A 24081-nucleotide genomic window follows, 5' to 3' on the forward strand; every position below is an offset into this window, starting at 1 on the left:
ATCGCGCAAACGCTTCTTTCGGTCCGAGGACACATGTCCGACGCGTCTGCAAGCCGCACGACTTCAGGGTTCCGCACCAGGGTCACCGCTGACACCGCCATGTTGAGAGGCAGCAGGCTCCTCATGGCGATCCCGGGATGGCGTGCGTTGCTGTGGGTCGTCGTCTTCAGTGTCGCGATCAATCTGCTCCTGCTGATCCTGCCATTCTATTCGATCCAGGTCTTCGACCGGGTGATCACGAGCGGCAGCATCGAGACGCTCCTCGGGCTGACGGGCCTTGCCGTTGTGGCGCTCGGCTTCAGCGCCTGCTTCGATATCCTGCGCAACCGCGTGCTCGGCCGCTTTGCGGTCAGCTTCGAGCGCCTGCTCGCGCCCCTCGTGCTCAAGGCGTCGATTGCGGACGCGGCGAAGCGCAACGAGGCCGGCACTCACGATATGGTCCGGGTGCGCGAACTCAGAAACATCCTGTCGAGCGGGACCGCCTCGACCCTGATCGATGCTCCCTTCCTGCCGGCCTTCGTCGCCGTGCTTTACCTGATTCATCCGTGGTACGGCGCGATTGCGCTGATCGGCTCCCTGCTCCTGCTCCTCCTGGCGTTTATGAGCGGGCGCGTGGCGCGCGCCGAACTGGCGCAGGCGTCGGGGACCGCCCAGCGCACGCAGCGCGCCCTGGACGGCATTGTCGGCCATGCCAATCTCGTCCGGGCGATGGGATGGACGCATGGTGCGATCCGCGAATTCCTCCGGCTCAACGACGCGGCGCTGGTGCCTGTGGTCAAGGCGAATGAGCGGGTCGCCCTGATCGCCTCGGTCGCGCGCATGATCAGGATCGTGCTTCAGGTCGCGGCTATCGGAACCGGCGCCTGGCTCGTGCTGCAGAACGAAGTTCTGAGCGGCAGCATGATGGCCAGTTCCATCCTTATCAGCCGCACGCTGGCGCCGATGGAGCAACTCGTCGCCGGGTTGCGCACGCTGACATCGGCGCGCGATGCCTGGGTTCATGTCCGCGGCGCGGCCGCTTCCGCCCTGATCAGCCAGGGCCGAACGCTCCTCCCCCCTCCCTTGGGCGCGCTCGATATCAATGCCGTCACCTTTCGCAACCCGAGTGCGAGGCGATTGACGCTGGCCGGCATCAGCTTTCGCTGCGCCCCGGCGAGCGTCATCGTCGTCATCGGCCCGACAGGCGCGGGCAAGTCGACGCTGCTGCGGATGATCGCGGCTCTCGAAAAGCCGACGACGGGCACGATCCGTCTGGACGGCGCCTCGCTCGAGCACTGGGACCCGGACCAACTCGGACGATACGTCGGCTACCTGCCCCAGGACGTCGAACTGTTGGGCGGCACGGTCGCGGAGGCGATCGCCGGCTTCGATGAAACGGCAACCGATGCGGATGTGATCAGTGCCGCCAGGCAAGCCAACGCTCATCAGATGATCCTGGCTCTCCCGAACGGCTATGAGACCGACATCGGCCGGGATGGCAACAAGCTCTCAGGCGGCCAGCGCCAGCGCATCGGACTGGCCCGCGCGCTCTTCGGCAAGCGCAAGCTGATCCTGCTCGACGAGCCCAATTCCAATCTCGACCCGGATGGCGAGGAGGCCTTGTGCGCCGCCATCAGGGACGCAAAGGCGCGGGGAGCGACACTCGTCATCGTCACGCATCGACCGCGACTCTTCACTGTGGCGGATCTGATCCTGTTCCTGCGGGATGGCGTCCAGGTTGCCTTTGGTCCTCCCTGCGAAGTGCTGCCGCAGACCATGGCCGGCGCCACGCCGATGCGGCATTCGCGTCCTGTCCCGAAGGCCAGGGCCGACATCATTGATGGGAGGCGTTGATGCCTGTCGTCGGCCTTCCCTCTCTGTCGCGCGGGCTGAGCGTCGTGCAGGACGGCCGGCTCATGCCGCTGATGCGGGCCGTCAGCGCCGGCCCGGAGGAGGTCCCGGAGTATCCTCGCTCAGACACCGCCTCCCTTGTCCGGTGGGGGGCCGTGCTGGCGATCCTTCTCTTCGGCATCTTCGGCATCTGGGCTGCAACCGTGCCGCTCGCGAGCGCGGTCATCGCGCCTGGCGTGGTCAAGGTATTGTCACAGCATCGCGCGGTGCAGCACCTCGAAGGAGGGATCGTCAAGACCATCCTTGTCCGCGAAGGCGAGCAGGCGGAGCGCGGTCAGCTCCTCGCCCGGCTCGACACGACGCAGATCGAAGCCAATCTCGGCGTCCTCGAAACGAAGCTTTTCGCGGATCTTGCTATGGTGGCTCGCCTGGAGGCGGAACAGGCTGGTGCTGCCGAGGTTTCCTTCCCCGACGAACTTCAGACCAACACAACAAGCAGGGAGGCGCGGTCGGCCATGGCGACCCAGCTTTCCGAATTCGCGGCAAGGGCCACTTCGCTCCAAGGGGAACGCAAGCTCATCGATCAGCAGATATTGCAGCTCGAGGAGGCGATCCGAGGGCTCCAGAGCAGTTCTGGCGGCCTGGGACGGCAACTCGCCTACCTCCGGGAGGAAATCAAGGATTCAGACTATCTCCTGGCGAAGGGGCTGGCTCGAAGACCGAAAGTCCTTGCTCTCAAGCGAGCCGAAGCCGACGTTGAAGCCCAGATCGCGACGAATGCATCGTCGGTGGCCCAATCGAGAGGCAAGATCGCCGAGCTGGAGGATAGGCGTCGACAAACCGTCTACGCCTGGCTCGAGGATATCGCCAAGCAGAGTCACGCCGCTCGTGAACGGATCGCCGACGCGCGGCACCGAATAGCGGCGGCGCGCGACATGCTCCTCCGGAGCGAGATTCGGGCCCCTGAAGCGGGGATCGTCGTTGGCCTCAACACGCGGAGCTTGAACGCGGTACTCAACCCGCGCGAAACCCTGCTCGACATCGTTCCGATGCAGGACCGTTTGATCGTCGAGGGTGAGGTCAAGCCGAGCGATCGGAACGAGGTCAGGGTCGGGCAACCGGCTCGCGTGCGGATTCTCGCGTTCAATTCCAGACGCTCGCCCATGCTCACCGGGGCCGTCACCATGGTCACGGCTGACGCGCTTATCGACCCGAGATCCGGCAAGTCGTTCTACAAGGCCGAGGTTGACCTCGTGCAGACGCCGGAGCTCACTCCCTATTTCGCTTCGCTTCAGCCGGGAATGCCGGTCGAGATCTTCATAGAGACTGGTCGGAGGACTTTCGCGGAATACCTGCTGCAGCCATTGATGCTGCGCATGCAGCGCGCCTTCAAGGAGAGTTGAACAAAACGGCGGGGGATCAATGCGACAGAGGAGGCCTCGATGTTGCGGGACGATTCCATCATGCCGGCGCAGCCGGGGAGAGCCGCGACGCTACTCGCTCTCGAAGCCTTCGGACGGGCGATGCTCGGGCTGCTCGAATGCAAGCGATGCTTTGTCCTGACGCTTTCCCGGCCGAGCGGATTCGCCGTGGCCGCTGTTCGTGTCGGCTTCGACAGCGATGTGCAGCCAGCGGCGGATGTGATCACGCGTCTGGTGCACAGGCCGGATTGGCAGAGCAGCGGCCTGTTCGCGGTCGATTCGACCGATACGCTCGTCATGGAATTGCTCGGCAGGGAGCGGGACGAGGCCGGGCACGCGCTGGCAGGACGCCTGCCCGCCAGCGACGGGAGCGATCTGGTTTTCGTAGCGGGCTGGCGGCCGCGTGCTCTCTCGGCCACGGAGATGGTCTGCGTCTCGCGCGCCGCAAGCGTGATCTGGGCGACGACCCAGGGCTTCACGCAACGTCGACACGAAAACCTGAGTTTGGATACCCTCCTGCAGGAACTGGCCTTTCCGGCATTCGCCGTGGACCATCAGCTACGCGTCCTCGAAACCAACGATGCCGGCCGGCAGATGCTTCTGGCGAAGAACCCGGTTCGCCTCGATCATGGCGCCCTCGCCGGCCCGAACTCGCTCGTCAACAACCTCTTGCGCCACGCGCTGCGCGACACGATGGCATCCCGCTCCGGACGAGGCTGGACCAACACGATCATTCCCCTGTCGACCGACCACCGCGCCTTTGCGTTCGCATGGATCGGCGCAGCACCCGTTGAGCGACATATGGACCGGCTGCTCGTCGTCATCCCGCAGATCGACCCGGCGGCGGGGGCCAAGCGGATCGCGACGGCCTTTGGCCTGCCCTGGGCCGAGGAAAGGATCGTGATGCGCATCCTGGGTGGCGAGCCGCCATGGAAGATCGGCCAGACCCTGGACCTGACGGAGGCGACAGTCAGAACCTACATCAAGCGCATCATGCTCAAGCTGGGCATCAATCGGCAGATCGAGTTTTTCCTGCTCTATATTTTGACATTGTCGCCCTTCGTCGAGGGAGTTCGTGACCAGATTTTCCCGGACGAAATACATCCTCCGAGTTCATGCATGAAGCCGGACCGATTTCGGCATGAGGAGGCTTGATTTCATGATCGGTGGTTGTTGCCTTCGCGTAGCCAGGGCCGCCATCGTTCTTGCTTTCCCGACAGTAGCGCTTGCCGAAGAGGCGCCGGTTTTCGCCTTGCCCGTCGCCTGTGAGCTCGGGCGCAGCTGCTTCATTCAAAACTATGTCGATGCGGACCCCACATCCTCGGCCCGTGACTATCAATGCGGCACCCTGTCCTATGATGGCCATAACGGGACAGATTTCCGCCTGCCGACCATGGCCGCGCAGCAGGCTGGGGTCGAGGTTCTGGCCGCCGCGGCCGGCCGGGTTGTCCGACGGCGCGACGGCGTTGCCGATGTGTCCGTTCGCGGCAACGGCGCTGCGACGGTGAAGGGTGTCGAATGCGGCAATGCCGTCGTGATCGAGCATTCCGACGGCTGGCAGACGCAGTATTGCCACATGGCTCGCGGCAGCCTGCGCGTCGAGGTCGGCGAGCGGGTTGAAGCGCGTCAGGCGATCGGGCGGATCGGCCTGTCCGGCTTGACCGAATATCCGCATCTTCATTTCATCGTCCGGCATCGCGGCGAGATCGCAGATCCCTTCGCTCACGAGGCCGCGCCGAGCTCATGCGGAGGCGGCCGCATGCTTTGGGAGCCCGCACTGGTTCCCCTGCTCGCCTACAGGCCGCGCTGGGTCTTGAATGCGGGCTTTGCCGCCGCCTCCGTGACATTGGCGACGCTGGAGGCTGGAGATGCCGAACAGCAGCCAGGCATCGACGCTCCCGCGCTCGTGGCCTATGCCCGCGGAATCGGCCTCAAGATTGGCGACGTCCAATCCGTGGTCGTGAGCAGCCCGTCTGGTCAGGTGATCACCAGGCATGAAGCCCAGCCGCTTGAGCGAAATCAGGCGCAAACCTTGATCTTCACTGGTCTCCGGAAGCCTGCAACCGGGTGGGATAGAGGCACTTATCGGGCCAAGTATACGGTGTCCCATGATGGGGGTGTGGTTCTCGAACGAAGCTTCGACATCGAGCTTCAATAGAACCGATCGTAGCGATAAGCCGGCAGTCTTCCGGTATCGACTCAACTGGCGTCGCGGCGCCGGTAGGCGAAGTAGCGCTCCTCGGGCACATCGGCCGGAAGCGGCACGGCCTCGAAAGCTGGATCGTCGAGCGGCCAGCCACTGACGATCAGCCCGCCGGGCCGCGCCAGCGCCGCGACGTGTTCTGGCAGCCATGCGAAGGCAAACCGGTCGCGCGCGGGCACGCCTGTCGTGACATCGACATGGATCAGAATCGCCTCGGCGCCATGGCGCGCGGCGAAGGCCGGCAATGTCTGTTCCATCTCCCCGATGATGAGGAGGTGCTGCGGCGGCATCGATTGCGGGTTCGGGCTGGGCGAGCGCTCGAAGACATGGATCGCACGACCCGGCAATCTCTCGCGCAAATGGTCGTATGTCCGGCCATTGCCGAGGCCCAGCTCCAGGACCAAGCCCTCCTTGTCCGCGGCGAAATCTGCTGCCCAGTTCAGCACACTGCGCTGAGCCTCCAGGCGGCGAATAAAACTATCGAGCCGGCTCATAATTCCTCGCTTGCCAATGTCTGCTTTGTGCCAACAGTCGAGATCGTGGAACCGAGAGCCGCTCTGGCCCGCGCTTGCCAAACGGATTGGCCCGGTGGCCTAATCCCAAGGACGGTCCGCATCGTCGGATACGCAGCGAAGGCCAGCAAGAGCCTTGTTCTGGGAGAGAGCTGATGATCACGAAGCGATATTTCATCGCGGCGACTGCTGCCGCATCCGTCCTGGCCTTGCAGGCTCCTGCCTGGGCGGAAGCCTGGCCCACGCGGCCGATCAGCTTCATCGTGCCCTTCCCCGCCGGCGGTGGTACGGACGCTTTTGCGCGGCCGCTTGCTGCACAGCTCGACCAGCAGCTCGGCCAGCGCATCATCATCGAAAATCGCGGCGGCGCCGGCGGGACAGTCGGGGCCTCCGCGGCGTCAAAGGCGAAGCCTGACGGATACACCTTCTTCGTCGGGGCAGCGCACCACGCCATCGCGCCAGCGCTCTATCCCAAGCTCGACTACAACATCGAGACCGATTTCATTCCGATCGCCGTCGTCGCCCAACCGCCACAGGTCATTGTCGTCCATCCCGGCAAGGTTCAGGCGAAGACCGTGGCCGAGCTGATCGACTTTGCGAAGAAGAACCCGGAAAAGCTGAACTACGCCTCGGCCGGCAACGGCACCACGCATCATCTTGCCGGCGAGCTGTTCCAGCTGTCGACGGGGACAAAGCTGACCCATGTGCCCTATCGTGGCGCCGGCCCGGCCCTGCAGGACACCGTCGCCGGGCAGGTCGATATCCTCTTCGACGGACTAGGTTCCTCGGCTGCCCAGATCCAGAGCGGCGCCTTGCGGGCGCTGGCCGTCGCCGCGCCCACGCGCTCCGAGGCCGTGCCCGATGTTCCGACAGCCAGAGAGGCCGGCCTCGACGGCTATGAGGTCTCGACCTGGTATGCGCTCTGGGCTCCCAAGGGAACGCCGCCTGAGATCGTCGCGCGGATGCGGGCGGAGGTCGAGAAAGCGCTGAAGTCGCCGGCCATCGATTCGGTCTGGAAGAAGAACGGCTCCCCGATCCCGAGCCTGAGCGGCGAGGCCTTCGGTCGCTTCGTAACAGTGGAGGTCGAGCGCTGGGGCAAGGTGGTCAAGGAAGCGCAGGTCAAGCTGGAGTGACGCGGCGTCGGAAGCGTCCCAGTCAAGCCTGCAGCTCAAGGAGCGCTCTCTGCGTCACCGTCGATGACTGTGCGTGCCGTGGCGTAGCCGAAGCCGAGCCGCGCCAAGGCGGCGAGGTCCTTCTGCCGACAGGCGGCCCGCTCGTCCGGCCTGCGCCAGGGGCCGAGCCGGCGGCGCTTCGCGGCAACGCGCGCGGCGGCAACCTCGTCGTCAGCATGGGTGTTGGCGAATTCGCCGGCGAGATCGCGCGCGATCCCCTTGGCGGTCAGCTTGACCATAACGCTGCGGCTCGACTGCCCCTTGCGCCGTAGCGTCGCCGCCCTCGCCTCGGCGAAGCGGCGATCGTCGATCAATCCGCTGGACAGGCAGCGGGCGATCACCTCATCCAGCGCGACGGCATGGAGCGCGGGATCGTCGCCATGATACCGGCAGCTCATGGTGATCTTGCGCGCCAGCACCCGGCGCAGCTGAGCGGCCGGGGCAGAGTAGCGTTCGAGGTAGTGCAGCGCCGCACGCTGGAGGTAATCGGCGGTGATGCGCCGCGGGGCGCGGGCAGGGCGAGCCCCCTGCCCTGACTGGCGTTCGCTGTCGGACATGCTAGTCGGCGGGAGGCTTCTGCCGGCTAGCCTTGACGCCGGAGCGGCGCTCCTTCGAGGCGAGCCTGCGCTCCTTCGAGGCCTTGGTGGGCTTCGTCGCGCGCCGAACGGTCGGACGGACGGCAGCGGCGCGGATCAGCTCCAGCAGGCGCTCGACGGCCTCCTCGCGATTGCGCTTCTGGCTGCGCTGCGCCTGGGCGACGATGACGATGACGCCGTCCTGGGTCAGCCGGCTGCCGGCAAGCTTCATCAGGCGAATGGCGACATCGTTCGGCAGCGAGGGCGAGCGGCGCACATCGAAGCGGATCTGCACCGCGCTCGAGACCTTGTTGACGTGCTGCCCGCCCGGTCCCGAGGCGCGCACGAAGCTCTCCTCGATCTCGCTCTCGTCGATCGCGATGGACGGGGTGACTTGAATCATGGGAGGAGAATTCTCAAAGTTGGGAGCATTGCTTCAGCGAAAAACCGGTTCCCACTTTTTCGCGCAATGCTTTACCGCAATTCTCGGAGACATGCAGCGTTGAAGCCCTCTCGCGACATCGAACGGCTCATCGAGATCATGGCGGCGCTGCGCACGCCCAAAACCGGCTGCCCCTGGGATCTGGAGCAGGATTTCGCGTCGGTCGCGCCCTATACTGTGGAGGAGGCCTATGAGGTCGCCGATGCGATCGCGCGCGGCGACAAGCTCGATCTCAAGGACGAGCTCGGCGACCTGCTGCTGCAGGTCGTCTTCCATGCGCGCATGGCCGAGGAGGAAGGCTCCTTCGCCTTCCCGGATGTCGTGGAAGCCATCACCAGTAAGCTGATCCGCCGGCATCCGCATGTCTTCGGCGAGGCGCGCGATCTCTCGCCGGCGGAGGTGAAGGTGCTCTGGCACCGGATCAAGGCCGAGGAGAAGTCCGCCAAGGCAGCGGCGCGCGAAGCGGCCGGCCTGCCGCCGCTGCAGGAGGACAGAAGCGTCCTCGCCGGCGTTCCGCACAGCCTGCCCGCCCTCACCCGCGCCTGGAAGCTGCAGGCCCGCGCCTCGACCGTCGGATTCGACTGGAACGATGCGCGGCTCGTGCTCGACAAGATCCGCGAGGAGACTGAGGAGATCGACGAAGCGCTCGCTGATGGCGACAAGGCCGCAATCCAGGAGGAGATCGGCGACCTGCTCTTCGTCATCGCCAATCTCGCCCGCCATGTCGGCGCCGATCCGGAAGGCTGCCTCAACGCTGCAAACGCGAAATTCGAGCGGCGCTTCAAGGGGATCGAAGAGCAGCTCGAAACCCAGGGGCGTAGAGCCAAGGATGCGACACTCGATGAACTCGAGGCACTCTGGCAGGCGGTGAAGAAGGCCGAGAAGGCGGTCGGCTGAACCGTCATTGCGAGCGCAGCGAAGCAATCCAGGGGGACTGGGTTGAACGTTTCACCCGGTCCCCCTGGATTGCTTCGTCGCTTCACCTCGCAATGACGGCTTTGGCCTACCTCTGCCGCTCGGCCTCGGGAAACCGTGCCGTGAACGCCCCTTCCCGCTCTGGCGGCAAGCGGACGATGAGCTTCAGCCCGCCATCCTCGGCGTCCTCGCGCTCCAGGATCTCGCCATTCGCGTGCAGCCAGGCCAGTGACTTGCCATCACCCGGAGCAAGATCCAGCCGATAGACCGGCCGGCTCAGCGCGATCCTGGCCTCGATCGCCCTCGTCAGTCGGTCGATTCCCTCGCCGGTCAGCGCCGAGACGAGGACCGGCCGGGTTTCGGCCGGCCGCAGCGAGGCGATACCGAGCTGGCGCTCGCGCTCGGCGGAAACGAGCAGATCGGCCTTGTTCCAGACCTCGATCACGCGCTGGCCGTCATCAGGGTTGATGCCGAGATCGCGCAGGATCGCCTGCACGTCGGCAGCCTGTGCCTGCGTGTCCTCATGCGAGACGTCGCGGACATGCAGCAGGACGTCAGCTTCGATCGCATCCTCCAGCGTGGCACGGAAGGCGGCGACGAGCTGCGTCGGCAGGTCGGAGATGAATCCGACCGTGTCGGAGAGCATGATCCGGGCGCCATGCGGCAGCTTGATCGCGCGCGCCGTCGGATCGAGCGTGGCGAAGAGCATGTCCTGCGCCAGCACCTCGGCCGAGGTCAGCCGGTTAAAGAGTGTCGACTTTCCGGCGTTGGTGTAGCCGACGAGGGCAACGATCGGATAAGGCACGCGTTTCCGGCTCGCACGGTGCAGCGAGCGGGTGCGCTTCACGCTCTCCAGATCGCGCTCGATCTTGGTCATGCGCTCCTGGATGATGCGCCGATCGGCCTCGATCTGCGTCTCACCGGGACCACCGAGGAAGCCGAAGCCGCCGCGCTGGCGTTCGAGGTGGGTCCAGGACCGCACCAGCCGGCTCTTCTGGTAGTTCAGATGCGCGAGCTCGACCTGGAGCGCGCCTTCCTTGGTGCGCGCCCGCCGGCCGAAGATTTCGAGGATCAGGCCGGTGCGGTCGATGACCTTGCAGCCGAAAGCCTTCTCGAGGTTGCGCTGCTGGACCGGCGACAGGGCACAATCCATCACAACAAGGCCGATCTCCTCGGCGTTGATGCGCCCAGCCAGCTCGTCGACCTTGCCCTTGCCGAGATAGGTCGCGGGGCGCAGCGCCGTGAGCAGCACCTGAACCGGCTCCACCACGGTCAGGTCGATCGCGGCCGCGAGACCTACGGCCTCGTCGAGTCGCGCCGCGAAGGAGCGCTGGTTGGCGTCGACAGCGACGCCACGCCTCTGCAGATAGGGGCCCACGACGAAGGCGCGCGTATTCGCCGCGATGTCGCGTTCGATCTCGTCGAGCGGCTTGACCGCCGCCCGTTCCTTGTCGCTATCGCGGCTTGCCGCCAAGTCAGTTCTTGTCCGTGTCCTCGGGCTCGAACAGCTGCACCGGGTGGCCGGGCATGATGGTCGAGATCGCATGCTTGTAGACGAGCTGCGAGTGGCCGTCACGGCGCAGCAGCACGCAGAAATTGTCGAACCAGGTGACGACGCCCTGCAACTTCACGCCGTTGACCAGGAAAATCGTCAGCGGAATTTTCTGCTTGCGAACGTGATTGAGGAAGGTGTCCTGGAGGTTCTGAGCCCGCTCTGCGGCCATGGGTAGTCCCTGTTGTTGGGATCGTCGATCGGTTTACGCCCGCGATCCAGTTCGTTCCGTTCGGGCCGGCGGCGCATTCCGCCAGCCTCGGAACACCGACGTTCCATTAGATCGTCGAGTTTGCTTTCAACGCAAGTGCAGCAATGCCGCGTTTTTTCGCAGGTGCGTCTGCGTGGCGTGCAGATGCGTCCGACGAAAGGCTAGAGCATTTCCGCGTTTCTCTGGATCGCGGAAATACCCCATCTCATTGTTTGATCGCATTTTCTTCACGCGAACCGGTATCCACTTCGCTCGAAAATGCTCTAGCCGACGCCGAGCGATTTGAGCTTCCGGTGCAGCGCCGAGCGCTCCATGCCGATGAACTCCGCCGTGCGCGAGATGTTGCCCGAGAAGCGCGCGATCTGGGCGATGAGGTACTCGCGCTCGAAGATCTCGCGGGCGTCGCGCAGCGGCAGGCTCATCAGCCGCTCGCCGCCGGAGCCTGACGGCGTCGTCGGCACCATCGCGCCGACCTCGGCCGGCAGCATCTCCACCGTCACCTCCGAGGTCGGATCGCCCTTGGTCAGGATCATCAGCCGCTCGACATTGTTGCGCAGTTCGCGAACGTTGCCCGGCCATTCATGCGACTGCAGCACGGCCATCGCGTCCGAGCCGATCCGGCGCCTGGGCAGGCCGCTCGCGATCGAGATCTGCTCCATGAAGAACTCGATCAGCTCCGGCACGTCCTCGCGCCGCTCGGAGAGCGCCGGCACGCGGATCGGCACGACGCTGAGGCGGTGATAGAGGTCCTCGCGGAAATGCCCGTCGGCGATCAGCTGCGCGAGGTCGCGGCTTGACGAGGAGATGATGCGGACGTCGACATGGACCCGCGTCGCGCCGCCGACACGCTGGAAGTTCTGGTCGACCAGCACGCGCAGGATGCGGTTCTGCGTCTCGCGCGGCATGTCGCCGATCTCGTCGATATAGAGCGAGCCGCCATGCGCCTCCTCGAGCGCGCCGATGCGGCGCGAGCGACCGTCGCCGCCCTCGACGCCGAAGAGTTCCTCCTCCATCGTCTCGGGCGTGATCGTCGCCGCATTGATGACCACGAAGGGGCCGTGCGAGCGCGTGGACGCCTCATGCAGCGTGCGCGCCGCCAGCTCCTTGCCGCAGCCCGGTTCGCCGGTGATGAGGACACGGGCATTGGTTGGCGCGACGCGCTCGATGGTCTGACGCAGCTGGTTGACGACCGTCGTGCGGCCGACGATGCGGTTGGCCTGGACCGAGCGGGTCTTGAGCTCGCGGACCTCGCGGCGCAGCCGCGACGCTTCCAGCGCCCGCTCGGCGACGAGGACGAGCCGGTCTGCCTTGAACGGCTTCTCGATGAAGTCATAGGCGCCGCTCTTGATGGCGGAGACAGCCGTCTCGATGTTGCCGTGGCCGGAGATCATCACCACGGCAAGATCCGGGTGGCCTTCCTTGATCAGCTCAAGGACCTGAAGGCCGTCGAGGCGGCTGCCCTGCAGCCAGATGTCGAGGAAGACCAGGTTCGGCCGCCGCGCCGCGATCGCGGCCAGCGCCTCGTCGGCGGAGCCCGCCTTGCGGGTCCGATAGCCTTCGTCCTCGAGAAGGCCGGCGACCAGATCGCGGATATCGACTTCGTCGTCCACCACCAGGATGTCAGCGCTCATCAACCTATCCCATTCTGCGAATCGTGAGTGACCGGGCCGGAACCCGGCTGGGCGGCGTCATCGCCGCCATTGGCCTCGGACGGGCCGGTTTCGGGGAACCAGAGGCGGATACGGGCGCCCCTCGCTCCGCTGGAGGCGTCCGGGCGGTCGAGCAATTCGATGCCGCCGCCATGGTCCTCCAGGATCTTGCCGACGATGGCGAGGCCGAGACCGGTCCCGCCCTCGCGCGTGGTCATATAGGGCTCCAGCAGCTTCTGGCGCTGGTCGGCCGGCAGCCCCTTGCCGTTGTCGATGACCTCGATGACCACCCGCCCATCGTCGCGCCGTTCCAGGCGGACATCGATGCGGCCCGGACCGCGCTCGTCGGCCGGAACCGCCTCGATCGCTTCCGTCGCGTTCTTGATGACATTGGTCAGGGCCTGGGAAATCAGGCGACGGTCGAAACGGGCCGGGACGGCCTCCGCCGGGAGGCTCTCCTCGATCGTCGTCTCCGGATTGCCGACCCGCCAGAGGAAGACGATCTGGCGCACCGTCTCGACGATATCCTCGCGCGCCAGCGAAGGCTTCGGCATGCGGGCGAAGGAGGAGAACTCGTCGACCATGCGCCGGATATCCTCGACCTGGCGCACGATCGTGTCGGTGCACTGGTCGAAGACCTCCTTGCCTTCGGTGATGACGCGGCCGAAACGGCGCTTGATGCGCTCGGCCGAGAGCTGGATCGGCGTCAGCGGGTTCTTGATCTCGTGTGCGATGCGCCGGGCGACGTCGGCCCAGGCGGCGGTGCGCTGGGCGGAGACCAGGTCGGTGATGTCGTCGAGCGTCACGACGAGGCCGGCGCTGAGCCCCTCGCCCTCGCGTGCGGCGCGGATATTGACCATGCGGTCCTGTCCGGCGCGCGTCAGCGTCGCCTGCCCCGAAACCTGCCGTTGCCGGCCCTGCAGCGCCTCGGCGACCAAGCCCGCGACCTCGGGAGCGATCTCGGCGATCGGCTTGCCGAGCAGGCGGCCGCCCGTGCCGAGGAGCGCTTCGGCCGAGCGATTGATCGTCGTGATGTGGCCGTCGCCGTCGAGGCTCAGCACGCCAGAAGAGACGCCCGAAAGGACGGCCTCGGTGAAGCGGCGGCGCCGGTCGATGACCTCGCTCGCCGTCACCAGGCTGTCGCGCTGACGGCGCAGCTCCGCCGTCATCTTGTTGAAGGTCTCGCCGAGATGGGCAAGATCGCCTTCCGCTCGTCGGATCGGCACCTGGACGTAGAAGTTGCCGCTGGAGACCTGATCGGTCGCATGAATCATCCGCCTGATCGGAGCGACCAGACCGTTGGCGAAGCTGAGGCCAAGCCAGATCGCAGAGAGCAGCAGGATCAGCGCGATCAGGCCGTACATCGAGGCGAAGGCGATCTGGACCCCTTTGCGACGGGCGTCGATCGACAGGTATTCGACAGCCGCACCGCGAGCCACCGCCGGGAATTCCACGGCCAGCGGGTCGACCTCCCGCGCGATGTGCAGGAAGCTGTTGTCATAGGCCGGCAACTTCATCACCGCACCGAAGATCCTGCCCGCGCGCGGGATGACGCAGATCGGCTCAGGCGCCGATTGGGCGTCGTCGAATGCGGCCTGATCCGGCTTGGGGGCGTCCTTCAGCACGTCGATGTTGGCGCGCACCAGGACCTTGTCCGGCGGTTGCATGATCGCAGCTATCGGGACGCCGAGCGCCGTTGCGCGCGTCGTCAGAAAGTTCTCGAACCATTTGCGGTCGGCGTCATAGGCGGGCTTGGCGCGCGTCAAATCATCGGCGAGCACACGGATCTCGCGGCCCAGCGAGCGGCATTGGCTGGCGGCATAGGCATCCGCGACCTCCACCGACTTGAAGATCGCATCCCGCATCCGGTCCGAGAACCAGGGCTCGAGGCCACGTTCGATGGTGATGGTTGCGATGACCGCGACGAGAACGGCCGGCAGGGCTGCGACGATACTGAAGAGACCGACGATCCGCACATGCAGCCCTGCGGCTGCGGCCCCCGCCTTGCGGGCGCGAATCACCACGGCTGCCTCGATCGCGACGACGACGAGGAGAGCCAGAATCAGGAGCGCGTTGAGAACGAAGACACCGACCACGACCTCATGCACCGGGGCGATCGGCGTCGCGCCCGACAGGACGAGGAAGGTGAGCAGCGCCGAGACCAGCGCCAGAAAGACGATGATCCCGCCGATCCAGCCGGAAACGCGGCGGGATTTCTCCTCGCCGCGCGGCATCATTCTGGCTTCAGTTGCGGAAGCGGACACGTGTTCTGAAAACTCCGATGCGGCGTCGCCGAAGCACTGGCGATACCTACGGGCGCAACTGATGCGCCGCCGCAACGGTGTTGTCAAAATATGACATGGACAAGGCGGGCTCGGCGCTCACCGCGGCGAGCGAACAACCTGCATGTCGAGCTCGCGGATCTTCTTGCGCAGCGTGTTGCGGTTGAGGCCGAGCAGTTCGGCAGCACGGATCTGGTTACCGCGCGTGGCGGCGAGTGCGGCGGCGATCAGCGGCGGTTCGATCTCGCGCAGGATGCGGTGATAGAGGCCAGGCGGCGGGATGTTGTCGCCGAATCCGCCGAAATACTGGCTGAGATGGCGCTCGACCGAGCCGGACAGGGTCTCGGCACGCTCGGGAGTGGCCGGGCTGCTGGAATACCCCGGCCCGGCTGCTGCCGGCTGCAATTCGGCCTCGACGATCGGGGCGGTGATCGTCTCCTGTGGATAAAGCGCGGCCAGGCGGCGGACCAGATTCTCCAGCTCGCGGACATTGCCGGGCCAGCGATAGCGCCGCATCACGTCCATCGCTTCCGAATCGACCTGCTTGCGCGGCAGGCCTTCCTTCTCGACCAGCGAGAAGAAGTGGCGGACGAGATCCGGGATGTCCTCAACGCGCTCGCGCAGCGGCGGCAGGCGGATCGGCACGACGTTGAGCCGGAAGAACAGATCCTCGCGGAAGAGGCCCTGCGCGATCGAGATCCGCAGATCCTTGTTGGTCGCCGCGATGATGCGGACATTGGTCTTGATCGGCGTGCGCCCGCCGACGGTCGTGTACTCGCCTTGCTGAAGCACGCGCAGGAGGCGGGTCTGCGCCTCCATCGGCATGTCGCCGATCTCGTCGAGGAAGAGCGTGCCGCCTTCCGCCTGCTCGAAGCGGCCGGAGGAGCGGGTCAGCGCCCCGGTGAAAGCGCCCTTCTCATGACCGAACAGCTCGGATTCGATCAGGTCCTTCGGGATCGCCGCCATATTGATCGCGACGAAAGGGCCGTTCTTGCGCTTGCCGTAATCATGCAGCGCCCGCGCCACCAGCTCCTTGCCGGTGCCCGACTCGCCGTTGATCATCACGGTCAGATCGATCGGCATCAGGCGGGCGAGCGCGCGGTAGACGTCCTGCATCGCCGGCGAGCGGCCGATCAGCGGGATGTCCTCGGGTTCGGCCGCGTGGCTGCGCGCGGTTTCGCCACGGGGACGCGACATGGCGCGGCCGACGATGGCGACGAGCTCCTTCAGGTCGAAGGGCTTCGGCAGATATTCATAGGCGCCGCGCTCGGACGCCTTGATCGCCGTCATGAAGGTGTTCTGCGCGCTCATCACGATGATCGGCAGCTCGGGGCGCACCCGCTTGATGCGCGGCAGCAGGTCGAAGGCGTTGCCGTCCGGCATCACGACGTCGGTGATGATCAGATCGCCCAGGCCCTGGGCAGCCCAGGTCCACAACGTCGCGGCCTGGCCGGTGGTGCGGACTTCGTAGCCGGCTCTGGCGAGCGCCTGATTGAGGACGGTGCGGATCGCGGCGTCGTCGTCGGCGACGAGGATGTGACCGGTCGGCATGTGTTCGATTAGGCCTTGCGTTGACTGCCCTGACCGAGCTGGTGCAGCGGCAGAAGGATCCTGAATTGCGTCCGGCGGGGAACGGACTCGCATTCGACGATTCCGCCGTGATCGCCGATCACCTTGGCGACGAGTGCAAGTCCAAGGCCACTTCCCTGCGCCTTGGTGGTGACGAAGGGATCGAAGAGGTGCTGGACGAGGTCGGGCGGCACGCCCGGGCCATTGTCGCGGATGACGATTTCGAGCGGCAGCGCGATCCGTTCGGAAGACCCCGGAACCTGCATGCGGATACCGGGGCGATAGGCCGTCGTCAGCGTGATCTCGCCGTCCATCGCATCTTCGCCAATGGCTTCGGCGGCATTCTTGACCAGATTCAGCAAGACCTGGACGAGCTGGTCGCGATTGCCGGCCACGGGCGGCAGCGACGGATCGTAGGCTTCGGAGAAGCGGATGTGGCGGGCGAAGCCCGACTGCGCCAGGCGCTTCACATGGTCGAGGACGTCATGGACATTGACGGCGTCGCGCTCGCTCGGCCGCTCGTCACCGAAGAGCTCGACACGCTCGACGAGCTTCACGATGCGATCGGTCTCGTCGCAGATGAGCTGGGTCAGCATTCGATCCGAATCCGAGATCGAGCCTTCGAGCAACTGGGCCGCCCCACGGATGCCCGAAAGCGGGTTCTTGATCTCATGGGCGAGCATGGCGCCGAGTGCGGTGATCGAACGAGCTGCCCCTCGATGCGTCAATTGCCTGTCCATTTTTTCAGCAATTGTCCGTTCTTGCAGCATCAGGACGACGGCATCGCCTTGGCTGGGCAAGGGAGAGGCAAAAACATCGACGGTGCGATCACTGCCGAGGCGCGGCGAGCCGAAGTCGAGACGGTATTCGCTGACGCTCGCGCCACGGCGCTGCACATCCTCGATCAGCCCAAGAACCGGCGAGCCAAAGGCGACGAGATCGTCGATGCGCTGGCGCTTGAGCACGGCGGCGCTCGACTGGAAGAAATCCTCCGCCGCCGTATTCGCGTAGATGACCATGTGGCCCTCGCCGATGACCAGGACCGGCATTGGCAGGACGTTCAAGGTCTGAACCTCGATAGCGTCGAGCAAATAGGTCCGCCCGCTCGCGAGCCCCTTGTCGGCAAATATCGCCGTCATCGGCCCTTCCTTTCCATCTCAAGCCGTTTCGCGGCTTTGTTCCGTCGAAAACAGCCCCGCAAGCGCCGCCAGGACCTGGCGAGGATCTTCCGAAGTGAGCAGGGCGCGTCGCAGCTCGGGATTCGGCTCACAGCCCTCCGCCACGGCCTCGTCAGCATAGGCGGCAAGGTGCTTGCGGGCGTGGCGCACGCCATGCGCCGTTCCCATCAAGCTCAGCAGGCCTTCATAGTGCTCCCGCGCGACGTTGAGCTTTTCGACCAGGGTCAGGGGAGCGAGCTTGCGACCGTCGAGCGCGGCGCCGATCTCGCCGACCAGCCAGGGGCGCCCAAGGGCAGCGCGGCCTACCATCACGAAGTCAGCTCCCGACTGGGTGAGGCACGCTTCGGCATCGGCCACATCGTGAATGTCGCCGTTTGCCACCAGTGGAAAATCGCCGGCAGCCCGCACGGTGGCGATGGCACGCCAATCCGCCTTGCCCTTGTAGAATTGCTGGCGGGTGCGACCGTGGACGGTGATCATCCGCGCGCCTGCGGCGACAGCGCGGCGCGCGAGCTCGGGGGCGTTGCGGGAGGCATCGTCCCAACCCAATCGCATCTTGACCGTCACGGGCACTCTGACGGCGGCGACGGCCGCCTCGACCAGCGCCACGGCGTGATCGAGGTCGCGCATCAGCGCAGAGCCGGCCCAGCCACCGGTCACCTTCTTCGCGGGGCAGCCCATATTGATGTCGACGATCGCCGCACCGTTGGACTCGGCCAGCCGGGCGGCTTCGCCCATCCAGTAAGGGTCGCAGCCGGCGAGCTGGACGACATGGGGCGAGACACCCTCGCCTTCAGCGCGGATGCGCGCTTCCTCGCTACCTCGGACAAACTCGTCCGAGGCCACCATTTCCGAGACGACGATCCCGGCATGGCGGCGCGCGGCCAGCCGCCGCATGACGATATCGGTCACGCCGGACATCGGCGCCAGAAAGGCGCGGGATTCGATCTGTATTCCTGCGATGTTCAAACGGTTCAGCCTGCTTTTGAGGCAACTTCCAATATGCATATTTATTGGACAATGCTGCAGGAGCGCAAGCGCTTAGAGGTTGATGCTGCATTGCAGCAGAGATGGACCCCCTGCCCCCCGCCGCCGGAATTGGCTATGGCTGCCGCATGAACAGCCATTCTGCAGAACCCTTCTCCGCTTCTGGCCGTGCCGATAGCCGCGCTCCGGTGGCGGCCCTGCTCGTCGCTGCCGGGCGTGGGCTGCGTGCGGGTGCAGGCGAACCGAAGCAGTATCGGCTCGTCGACGGTGTCCCGGTCCTCGCTCGCGCGCTCACGCCTTTTCTGGCCGAACCCGCGATCGGCCGCGTGGTGGTCGTCATCGGCGAGGGCGACGAAACCCGCTACGCCAACGCTGTCGCCGGGATCGACGATGACCGGCTTGCGGCGCCGATCCAGGGCGGCGCGACCCGCCAGGATTCGGTGCGACGCGGATTGCTCGCGCTGGCGCGTGAAAGCTTTGACGGTATCGTTTTGGTCCACGATGCCGCCCGCCCCTTCGTCTCGCAGGCGCTGATCGGCGCGGCGATCGACGCGCTCGGCGAAACCGGTTTGGCGGCCATCCCCGCCCTGCCGGTCACGGACACGGTCAAGCGCATCGACGCCGGTGGCCATGTCGCGGAGACCCCGCCGCGCGACCAGCTCGTCACCGTGCAGACTCCGCAGGCTTTCCGCTTCAAACCGCTCCTGGCGGCGCATGAGACCGCCGAAGTGGCCTCGCTGCACGGCTTCACCGATGATGCGGCCTTGATGGAATGGGCCGGCCACCCCGTCGCGACCTTCAGGGGTGAACTCGCCAACATCAAGCTGACCCATGCCGAGGATTTCCGCCGCACGGATGCGCGCGCCGGCCATACGCTCGTGACACGGGTCGGCACCGGCTATGACGTCCATGCCTTCGGTCCGGGTGACCATGTCTGGCTCGGTGGCGTCAGGATCGCCCATGACCGCGGCGTCGTCGCCCATTCGGATGGCGACGTGGCGCTCCATGCCCTGACGGATGCTCTGCTCGGCGCGCTGGCCGACGGCGATATCGGTACGCATTTTCCGCCGAGCGACCCGCAATGGCGCGGCGCGGCTTCGACGCAATTCCTGGCCTTCGCCGCCGAACGGGTGCGCCTGCGCGGCGGACGCATCGACCATCTCGATCTGACGATCGTCTGTGAGGCGCCGAAGGTCGGGCCGCATCGCGAGGCCATCCGCACCGCGATCGCCGCCGCCGCCGGCATCCCCGTCGAGAAGGTCGCGATCAAGGCGACGACCTCCGAGCGCATGGGCTTCACGGGCCGGCGCGAGGGGCTTGCGGCGCTGGGAACGGCGACGATTCGGTTGCCCGAGGAGGATTAGCCATGTTCGACCTCGACATTCGCTCGCTTGCCGCCGAACTGCTCAACATGAGTTTGGAGCGCGGCTTCACGGTCGCGACGGTCGAATCCTGCACGGGTGGCCTGGTCTGCGGTGCGCTCACGGCTATCGCCGGCTCCTCCACCATGGTGCAAGGCGGACTTGTCACCTACGCGAACGAAGCCAAGGTCGCGCTCGCCGGTGTTCCCGTCGCTCTGCTCGAAAAGCATGGCGCGGTGAGCGAGCCGGTCGCGCGCGCGATGGCGGAAGGCGGGCGCAAGCGCCTGGACGCCAGCTTCGCCGTCGCGATCACCGGCGTCGCCGGTCCGGGCGGCGGAAGCATCGAGAAGCCCGTTGGATTGGTGCATTTCGCGTGCGCAGGCCCGTCGGGCACGCGGCATCGCGAGCGGCGCTTCGGTGAATTGTCACGCGACGAAATCCGCCGCCTCAGCGTGCTCGAAGCGCTCGACCTGTTGCGCGAATCGGTCCTGGCCGGGCCGTGATCCCGTTCCAGTCGCATCGAACGTCATTGCGAGCGAAGCGAAGCAATCCAGGGGGACTGGGTCGAACCGTCCAGCCCCGCGGCCCCTGGATTGCTTCGTCGCTTCGCTCCTCGCAATGACGGTTCAGGCGCCCAGTGCCGGCGCTGTGCCGCGCCCGTAAACCAGATCGGCCCGGCGCGCGAAGGCTTCCGAGAACTTGTGGAAGGCCTTGTCGAACATTGCGCCCATCAGCAAGCCGAGCATGCGGCTGGCGAATTCGTAGGTGATGAAGAAACCGATCTCGCAGCCCGTCTCGAGCGGCTTGAAGGCCCAGCGGTTCTCCAGATGGCGAAACGGCCCGTCGACATACTCGACGAGAATCTTGAGGTTCGCCGGATCGAGCGTGACGCGGCTGGTGAAGGTCTCGTGGATCGCCTTGTAGCCGACGGTCATGTCGGCCAGCAGCACCTCGCCGCCGCCTTCCCGCGGGGTGCGCCGGCGCACCGTCAGCCCCTCGCAGAGCGGCAGGAACTGCGGATATTTCTCGACATCGGCGACGAGCGCGAACATCTGCTCGGGCGAGTGCTTCACCCGGCGGGTGCTGTGGAACTTTGGCATGGGTAGCGCTGCCGTTACTGGCCCAGCCGCGCCGCCCGGTTCGCGCGCAGCCGTGCGAAATCCTCGCCGGCATGGTGCGAGGAGCGGGTCAGCGGCGTCGAGGACACCATCAGGAAGCCTTTGGCATAGGCGATGGTCTCGAAGCTCTTGAACTCGTCGGGCGTGACGAAGCGGATCACGGCATGGTGCTTGCGCGACGGCGCGAGGTACTGGCCGATGGTCATGAAGTCGACCTCGGCGGAGCGCAGGTCATCCATCAGCTGCAGAACCTCGTTCCGCTCCTCGCCGAGGCCGACCATGATGCCGGATTTGGTGAAGATGGTCGGATCGAGCTCCTTCACCCGCTGCAGCAGGCGCAGCGAGTGGAAATAGCGCGCACCGGGACGCACCTTCAGGTACTTGCCCGGCACCGTCTCCATATTGTGGTTGAACACGTCGGGCTTGGCCGCGACGACCACCTCGAGCGCGCCCGGCTTGCGCAGGAAGTCCGGCGTCAGGATCTCGATGGTGGTGCTTGGCGACATCTTGCGGATCGCGGCGATGACCTCGGCGAAATGCTGCGCGCCGCCGTCCTTCAAATCGTCGCGGTCGACCGAGGTGATGACGACATGTTCCAGCCCAAGCTTGGTGACGGCCTCGGCGATCTTGCGGGGCTCCTCGGCGTCGAGAGCCTGCGGCACGCCGGTCTTCACGTTGCAGAAGGCGCAGGCCCGCGTGCAGGTGTCGCCCATGATCATGAAGGTGGCGTGCTTCTTCTCCCAGCACTCGCCGATATTGGGGCAGCCGGCCTCCTCGCAGACCGTGACCAGCTTCTCGGCTTTCACGATCGCCTTGGTCTCGGCCCATTTGGGCGAGCCCGGCGCCTTGACGCGAATCCAGTCCGGCTTGCGCAGGACGGGGTTCTCCGGGCGCTTCTGCTTCTCCGGATGGCGCACCTCGCCTGCAGGCTGGGCCGGTTGCGCCTTCGGATTGCCGGCGTTGGGCCGCGGATCGCGGTTCAGCAGGTCGAGAACAAGCGCCATATCGAGGTCCGGGCTTTCAAAAGCAGGAGCCGGCATTGCCGGCTCCTCCCTAGCTAATCCCCAAAGCGCGCTCCCGCAACCGGCCATCCCGCACACCTCGCGATGGCTCCGCGCCAGCCCTTGTTGACGAATGCTTGTTTTGACAGTTCCCTTTCCGGATTCTATCCGCTGGCAGCAGCGGGGAAAGGCATGCCGGACGATGCTCTCCCCCCGATACCGCCTGTGGCCGGAGATTCCGGTCTTCCCGCCGCGAACGCTGTTCCAGCCGTGGCTTCTCGCAGCCGCTCTCCTATGCGATCCCGCCGCTGCTCAGGAGAGCGAGCGCCGCTGGCATGCGAGCGGCTACGTCAGCCGTTGGATGAACACCGATCTCCTGGACGTGCCGACGCGCGCCTTCACCGGCAATCTCGACTTCTCGGACACTAACTTCGCCGGCGTCGGCCTGTCGCGGGTGATCGTCCCGTCCTTTACCATTCCCCTGCCCTTCACGGACATTGCCTTCCACGGAAACCGGCTGGAGCTGGAAGGGCAGATCCTGCGGCATTTCGGCGGTCAGAGCCATTGGGAGGGAACGCTGGCGTTCCTGCTCCGAACGCCGCAGATTCCGCTGGCGGGAGGCGTGAGCGTCAATTTCGCGGTGGGCGAGGGCTTGTCCTACGCGTCGGAGCGGCCGCGCTTCGAGGGAGCCATCGACGTGCGCCCCACGCGCCTCCTGAACTACCTCGCCTTCGAGGCCGAGTTCGCCCATGAATCGCTGAAAGGTGTCTCCTTCGTCGCCCGGCTGCATCACCGCTCGGGTGTTTTTGGCCTCATCGCCCCGCAGAAGTCGGGCTCCAATTTCATCGGAGCCGGGATCAGAGTCGACCTTCGCTGAACGGTCCCGACTCACTCAGGCGATGAAACGGGCCAGTAGAATGACGAGGATCGCGCCCAGCACTGCCATGCCGGCATCGTCGAGAAAGCCGTAGCCGGTATTCAGCCGCCAGCCGGTCAGCCGCACGATGCCCTGCCCGACCAGCATGCCGAGCACGCCGACGACGGCGTGCCGGATCAGCCCGCCACCGCCGACGATGAGGCTGGCGACGAAGCCGGTGACGATGCCGAAGGCGACGGTCGGCATCACGACACCCCAGTCGAGCGCCAGCGATCGACGCGGCGGCAGGATCTCGACCTCCTCGTCACGGACGACGCGGTCAGGCTTGGGCGGTTTGCGGGTGCGCGGCGGCATGGTCGCAATATGGAATGCGAGAGGTCGGCCGCCAAGTCGGCGCGGATCATCCGACGAGCGGTCCGGCGGGACGCCCGCAGCGGATCAGCGGGCCATCGCCCCGAGCGCAGACATTGATGTCCCCGCCAGGGCGCCGCCGAAACCGTGACCGCCCCCGACGATCTGGACCTTGGCGGGCAAGCCCCGCGCCTGTGCCTTCGCGATGTAGTCGGCCGCGAGCTCCGGGCGGGTATTGTCGTCGGATTGGCCGGTCACGGCGACGATCGGCGTTCCTCCGGGAATGCCGGAAAGGTAGTCGCCCGGGGACTGCGCCGCTCCGGGGCGGCGGCCCCGGCTGGCGCTCCAGGCCGCAACGTCGCAAGGGCAGGACACCAGCACGAGGCCGTTGATCAGGCCGGGAGAGTTGCCGGCCACCACGCCGAGCGTCCCGGCACCGCCCGAATGCCCGAGAGCGACGACGCTGCGAGCACCGTAGCGCTGCTTCAGCTCCCTGATCGCTCCGGCGACGGCGCTGTTGTTGCCAGAGTGGAACGTGTCCCGGCGACCATTGTCGGAGCCCGCGCTGCGATGGCCCGTGCGGTCGTAGTAGCCGGGGCGCAGCAACGCGACGGCGACTACGTCCTTGCGGCCAGCGGCAAATTGTCGGGCGTAGTTGTACATGTAGTCGGCGGGGCCACCGGCCGAGACATCGCCGTGAACGAAGACCGCGAGGACGGGACGCGCACCACTACCAGGCGCTGCGCCGAATGCCTCGTAAGCCAGCCCGTTGGCGCATTTGTCGCCCTCGCAGGCCAGAGCCCCCGCGCCGCCGGACAGGACGCCCGCAAGCGCGGCCAGCAGCGTTATCCCCACACGCTTCATGGTGATCCCCC

At 66.0% G+C, this 24081-nt stretch carries 23 protein-coding genes; 9 read left to right on the plus strand and 14 right to left on the minus strand.

Annotated elements, in window-relative coordinates; all coding sequences use genetic code 11:
- Nucleotides 1–123: 123 nt before the first annotated feature.
- From FQV39_RS03045 to FQV39_RS03060, 4 genes are read left to right on the plus strand one after another with little or no spacing between them, the layout of a single operon-like run.
- Nucleotides 124–1833, plus strand: coding sequence for a type I secretion system permease/ATPase (locus FQV39_RS03045; RefSeq protein WP_248313223.1), 1710 nt, complete (start codon nucleotides 124–126; stop codon nucleotides 1831–1833).
- Nucleotides 1833–3233: an HlyD family type I secretion periplasmic adaptor subunit gene (locus tag FQV39_RS03050; RefSeq protein WP_248313224.1), complete on the plus strand. Its 1401-nt coding sequence runs from the start codon at nucleotides 1833–1835 to the stop codon at nucleotides 3231–3233. Before FQV39_RS03045 ends, FQV39_RS03050 begins: the two co-directional genes overlap by 1 nt.
- A gap of 60 nt (nucleotides 3234–3293) precedes the next feature.
- Nucleotides 3294–4406 (plus strand): helix-turn-helix transcriptional regulator, encoded by a 1113-nt coding sequence (locus FQV39_RS03055; protein WP_187640144.1) that lies wholly within the window; start codon nucleotides 3294–3296, stop codon nucleotides 4404–4406.
- Nucleotides 4407–4410: 4 nt separating this feature from the next.
- The gene (locus tag FQV39_RS03060) at nucleotides 4411–5409 is read left to right on the plus strand and encodes a M23 family metallopeptidase (protein WP_149128967.1); all 999 of its coding nucleotides are present in this window, start codon (nucleotides 4411–4413) and stop codon (nucleotides 5407–5409) included.
- Between the two features lie 41 nt (nucleotides 5410–5450).
- Here the strand turns inward: FQV39_RS03060 and FQV39_RS03065 are convergent, their stop codons facing one another.
- On the minus strand, nucleotides 5451–6029 hold the full coding sequence (locus FQV39_RS03065) for a class I SAM-dependent methyltransferase (RefSeq protein WP_248313226.1): 579 nt from the start codon (nucleotides 6027–6029) through the stop codon (nucleotides 5451–5453).
- A gap of 92 nt (nucleotides 6030–6121) precedes the next feature.
- On the opposite strand from FQV39_RS03065, the gene FQV39_RS03070 reads away from it, so the two are divergent.
- Nucleotides 6122–7099 (plus strand): Bug family tripartite tricarboxylate transporter substrate binding protein, encoded by a 978-nt coding sequence (locus FQV39_RS03070; protein WP_149128968.1) that lies wholly within the window; start codon nucleotides 6122–6124, stop codon nucleotides 7097–7099.
- 35 nt (nucleotides 7100–7134) lie between these two features.
- Here FQV39_RS03070 and FQV39_RS03075 read toward each other — a convergent pair whose 3' ends face one another.
- Together FQV39_RS03075 and arfB are read right to left on the minus strand one after the other, a co-directional pair.
- Nucleotides 7135–7695: a regulatory protein RecX gene (locus FQV39_RS03075; protein WP_149128969.1), complete on the minus strand. Its 561-nt coding sequence runs from the start codon at nucleotides 7693–7695 to the stop codon at nucleotides 7135–7137.
- A 1-nt stretch (nucleotide 7696) separates the two neighbouring features.
- On the minus strand, nucleotides 7697–8116 hold the full coding sequence (gene arfB / locus FQV39_RS03080; RefSeq protein ID WP_149128970.1) for an alternative ribosome rescue aminoacyl-tRNA hydrolase ArfB: 420 nt from the start codon (nucleotides 8114–8116) through the stop codon (nucleotides 7697–7699).
- A gap of 99 nt (nucleotides 8117–8215) precedes the next feature.
- Here arfB and mazG point away from each other — a divergent pair, with 99 nt between their 5' ends.
- Nucleotides 8216–9052 (plus strand): nucleoside triphosphate pyrophosphohydrolase, encoded by an 837-nt coding sequence (gene mazG, locus FQV39_RS03085; protein ID WP_149128971.1) that lies wholly within the window; start codon nucleotides 8216–8218, stop codon nucleotides 9050–9052.
- A 106-nt stretch (nucleotides 9053–9158) separates the two neighbouring features.
- Here the strand turns inward: mazG and hflX are convergent, their stop codons facing one another.
- The 7 genes from hflX to dusB form a co-directional block, all read right to left on the minus strand.
- Nucleotides 9159–10544, minus strand: a complete 1386-nt coding sequence (gene hflX, locus FQV39_RS03090; RefSeq protein WP_248313227.1) for a GTPase HflX — start codon at nucleotides 10542–10544, stop codon at nucleotides 9159–9161.
- Between the two features lies 1 nt (nucleotide 10545).
- A complete protein-coding gene (gene hfq, locus FQV39_RS03095; protein WP_055726983.1) occupies nucleotides 10546–10794 on the minus strand; it encodes an RNA chaperone Hfq in 249 nt (82 codons plus the stop codon).
- Nucleotides 10795–11096: 302 nt separating this feature from the next.
- Nucleotides 11097–12464 (minus strand): nitrogen assimilation response regulator NtrX, encoded by a 1368-nt coding sequence (gene ntrX / locus FQV39_RS03100; protein ID WP_149128973.1) that lies wholly within the window; start codon nucleotides 12462–12464, stop codon nucleotides 11097–11099.
- Entirely contained in the window at nucleotides 12464–14821 is a 2358-nt protein-coding gene (locus FQV39_RS03105; RefSeq protein ID WP_248313228.1) for a sensor histidine kinase NtrY-like, read from the minus strand. Before FQV39_RS03105 ends, ntrX begins: the two co-directional genes overlap by 1 nt.
- 42 nt (nucleotides 14822–14863) lie before the next feature.
- Nucleotides 14864–16315: a nitrogen regulation protein NR(I) gene (gene ntrC / locus FQV39_RS03110; protein WP_149128974.1), complete on the minus strand. Its 1452-nt coding sequence runs from the start codon at nucleotides 16313–16315 to the stop codon at nucleotides 14864–14866.
- A gap of 8 nt (nucleotides 16316–16323) precedes the next feature.
- Nucleotides 16324–17472, minus strand: a complete 1149-nt coding sequence (locus FQV39_RS03115) for a two-component system sensor histidine kinase NtrB (protein ID WP_149128975.1) — start codon at nucleotides 17470–17472, stop codon at nucleotides 16324–16326.
- An 18-nt stretch (nucleotides 17473–17490) separates the two neighbouring features.
- Nucleotides 17491–18519, minus strand: a complete 1029-nt coding sequence (gene dusB / locus FQV39_RS03120) for a tRNA dihydrouridine synthase DusB (RefSeq protein WP_149128976.1) — start codon at nucleotides 18517–18519, stop codon at nucleotides 17491–17493.
- A 107-nt stretch (nucleotides 18520–18626) separates the two neighbouring features.
- Between dusB and FQV39_RS03125 the strand changes: the two genes are divergently transcribed.
- Entirely contained in the window at nucleotides 18627–19862 is a 1236-nt protein-coding gene (locus FQV39_RS03125; RefSeq protein WP_149128977.1) for a bifunctional 2-C-methyl-D-erythritol 4-phosphate cytidylyltransferase/2-C-methyl-D-erythritol 2,4-cyclodiphosphate synthase, read from the plus strand.
- A 2-nt stretch (nucleotides 19863–19864) separates the two neighbouring features.
- Nucleotides 19865–20362 carry a CinA family protein gene (locus tag FQV39_RS03130; RefSeq protein ID WP_149128978.1) on the plus strand — a complete coding sequence of 166 codons (498 nt, stop codon included), beginning with the start codon at nucleotides 19865–19867 and terminating at the stop codon, nucleotides 20360–20362.
- A 123-nt stretch (nucleotides 20363–20485) separates the two neighbouring features.
- Here FQV39_RS03130 and FQV39_RS03135 read toward each other — a convergent pair whose 3' ends face one another.
- Entirely contained in the window at nucleotides 20486–20959 is a 474-nt protein-coding gene (locus FQV39_RS03135) for a type II toxin-antitoxin system RatA family toxin (RefSeq protein WP_149128979.1), read from the minus strand.
- Nucleotides 20960–20973: 14 nt separating this feature from the next.
- Nucleotides 20974–21981, minus strand: a complete 1008-nt coding sequence (gene lipA / locus FQV39_RS03140; RefSeq protein WP_149133625.1) for a lipoyl synthase — start codon at nucleotides 21979–21981, stop codon at nucleotides 20974–20976.
- 199 nt (nucleotides 21982–22180) lie between these two features.
- On the opposite strand from lipA, the gene FQV39_RS03145 reads away from it, so the two are divergent.
- A complete protein-coding gene (locus FQV39_RS03145) occupies nucleotides 22181–22855 on the plus strand; it encodes a hypothetical protein (protein WP_149128980.1) in 675 nt (224 codons plus the stop codon).
- 15 nt (nucleotides 22856–22870) lie between these two features.
- Here FQV39_RS03145 and FQV39_RS03150 read toward each other — a convergent pair whose 3' ends face one another.
- On the minus strand, nucleotides 22871–23209 hold the full coding sequence (locus tag FQV39_RS03150) for a GlsB/YeaQ/YmgE family stress response membrane protein (RefSeq protein WP_149128981.1): 339 nt from the start codon (nucleotides 23207–23209) through the stop codon (nucleotides 22871–22873).
- A gap of 84 nt (nucleotides 23210–23293) precedes the next feature.
- Entirely contained in the window at nucleotides 23294–24070 is a 777-nt protein-coding gene (locus tag FQV39_RS03155; RefSeq protein ID WP_149128982.1) for an alpha/beta fold hydrolase, read from the minus strand.
- Nucleotides 24071–24081 lie beyond the last annotated feature (11 nt).

It is taken from the genome of Bosea sp. F3-2, from assembly GCF_008253865.1.
In the GTDB taxonomy this organism is placed as follows: Bacteria; Pseudomonadota; Alphaproteobacteria; order Rhizobiales; family Beijerinckiaceae; genus Allobosea.

Excerpts from the sequence above, each read along its gene's own strand:
- FQV39_RS03045 (WP_248313223.1), top strand. The coding sequence starts at position 124 with ATGGCGATCCCGGGATGGCGTGCGTTGCTGTGGGTCGTCGTCTTCAGT.
- FQV39_RS03050 (WP_248313224.1), top strand. The coding sequence starts at position 1,833 with ATGCCTGTCGTCGGCCTTCCCTCTCTGTCGCGCGGGCTGAGCGTCGTG.
- FQV39_RS03055 (WP_187640144.1), top strand. The coding sequence starts at position 3,294 with ATGCCGGCGCAGCCGGGGAGAGCCGCGACGCTACTCGCTCTCGAAGCC.
- FQV39_RS03060 (WP_149128967.1), top strand. The coding sequence starts at position 4,411 with ATGATCGGTGGTTGTTGCCTTCGCGTAGCCAGGGCCGCCATCGTTCTT.
- FQV39_RS03070 (WP_149128968.1), top strand. The coding sequence starts at position 6,122 with ATGATCACGAAGCGATATTTCATCGCGGCGACTGCTGCCGCATCCGTC.
- FQV39_RS03075 (WP_149128969.1), bottom strand. The coding sequence starts at position 7,695 with ATGTCCGACAGCGAACGCCAGTCAGGGCAGGGGGCTCGCCCTGCCCGC.
- arfB (WP_149128970.1), bottom strand. The coding sequence starts at position 8,116 with ATGATTCAAGTCACCCCGTCCATCGCGATCGACGAGAGCGAGATCGAG.
- hfq (WP_055726983.1), bottom strand. The coding sequence starts at position 10,794 with ATGGCCGCAGAGCGGGCTCAGAACCTCCAGGACACCTTCCTCAATCAC.
- ntrX (WP_149128973.1), bottom strand. The coding sequence starts at position 12,464 with ATGAGCGCTGACATCCTGGTGGTGGACGACGAAGTCGATATCCGCGAT.
- ntrC (WP_149128974.1), bottom strand. The coding sequence starts at position 16,315 with ATGCCGACCGGTCACATCCTCGTCGCCGACGACGACGCCGCGATCCGC.
- FQV39_RS03115 (WP_149128975.1), bottom strand. The coding sequence starts at position 17,472 with ATGACGGCGATATTTGCCGACAAGGGGCTCGCGAGCGGGCGGACCTAT.
- dusB (WP_149128976.1), bottom strand. The coding sequence starts at position 18,519 with ATGCATATTGGAAGTTGCCTCAAAAGCAGGCTGAACCGTTTGAACATC.
- FQV39_RS03125 (WP_149128977.1), top strand. The coding sequence starts at position 18,627 with ATGAACAGCCATTCTGCAGAACCCTTCTCCGCTTCTGGCCGTGCCGAT.
- FQV39_RS03130 (WP_149128978.1), top strand. The coding sequence starts at position 19,865 with ATGTTCGACCTCGACATTCGCTCGCTTGCCGCCGAACTGCTCAACATG.
- FQV39_RS03135 (WP_149128979.1), bottom strand. The coding sequence starts at position 20,959 with ATGCCAAAGTTCCACAGCACCCGCCGGGTGAAGCACTCGCCCGAGCAG.
- lipA (WP_149133625.1), bottom strand. The coding sequence starts at position 21,981 with ATGGCGCTTGTTCTCGACCTGCTGAACCGCGATCCGCGGCCCAACGCC.
- FQV39_RS03145 (WP_149128980.1), top strand. The coding sequence starts at position 22,181 with ATGCTCTCCCCCCGATACCGCCTGTGGCCGGAGATTCCGGTCTTCCCG.
- FQV39_RS03150 (WP_149128981.1), bottom strand. The coding sequence starts at position 23,209 with ATGCCGCCGCGCACCCGCAAACCGCCCAAGCCTGACCGCGTCGTCCGT.
- FQV39_RS03155 (WP_149128982.1), bottom strand. The coding sequence starts at position 24,070 with ATGAAGCGTGTGGGGATAACGCTGCTGGCCGCGCTTGCGGGCGTCCTG.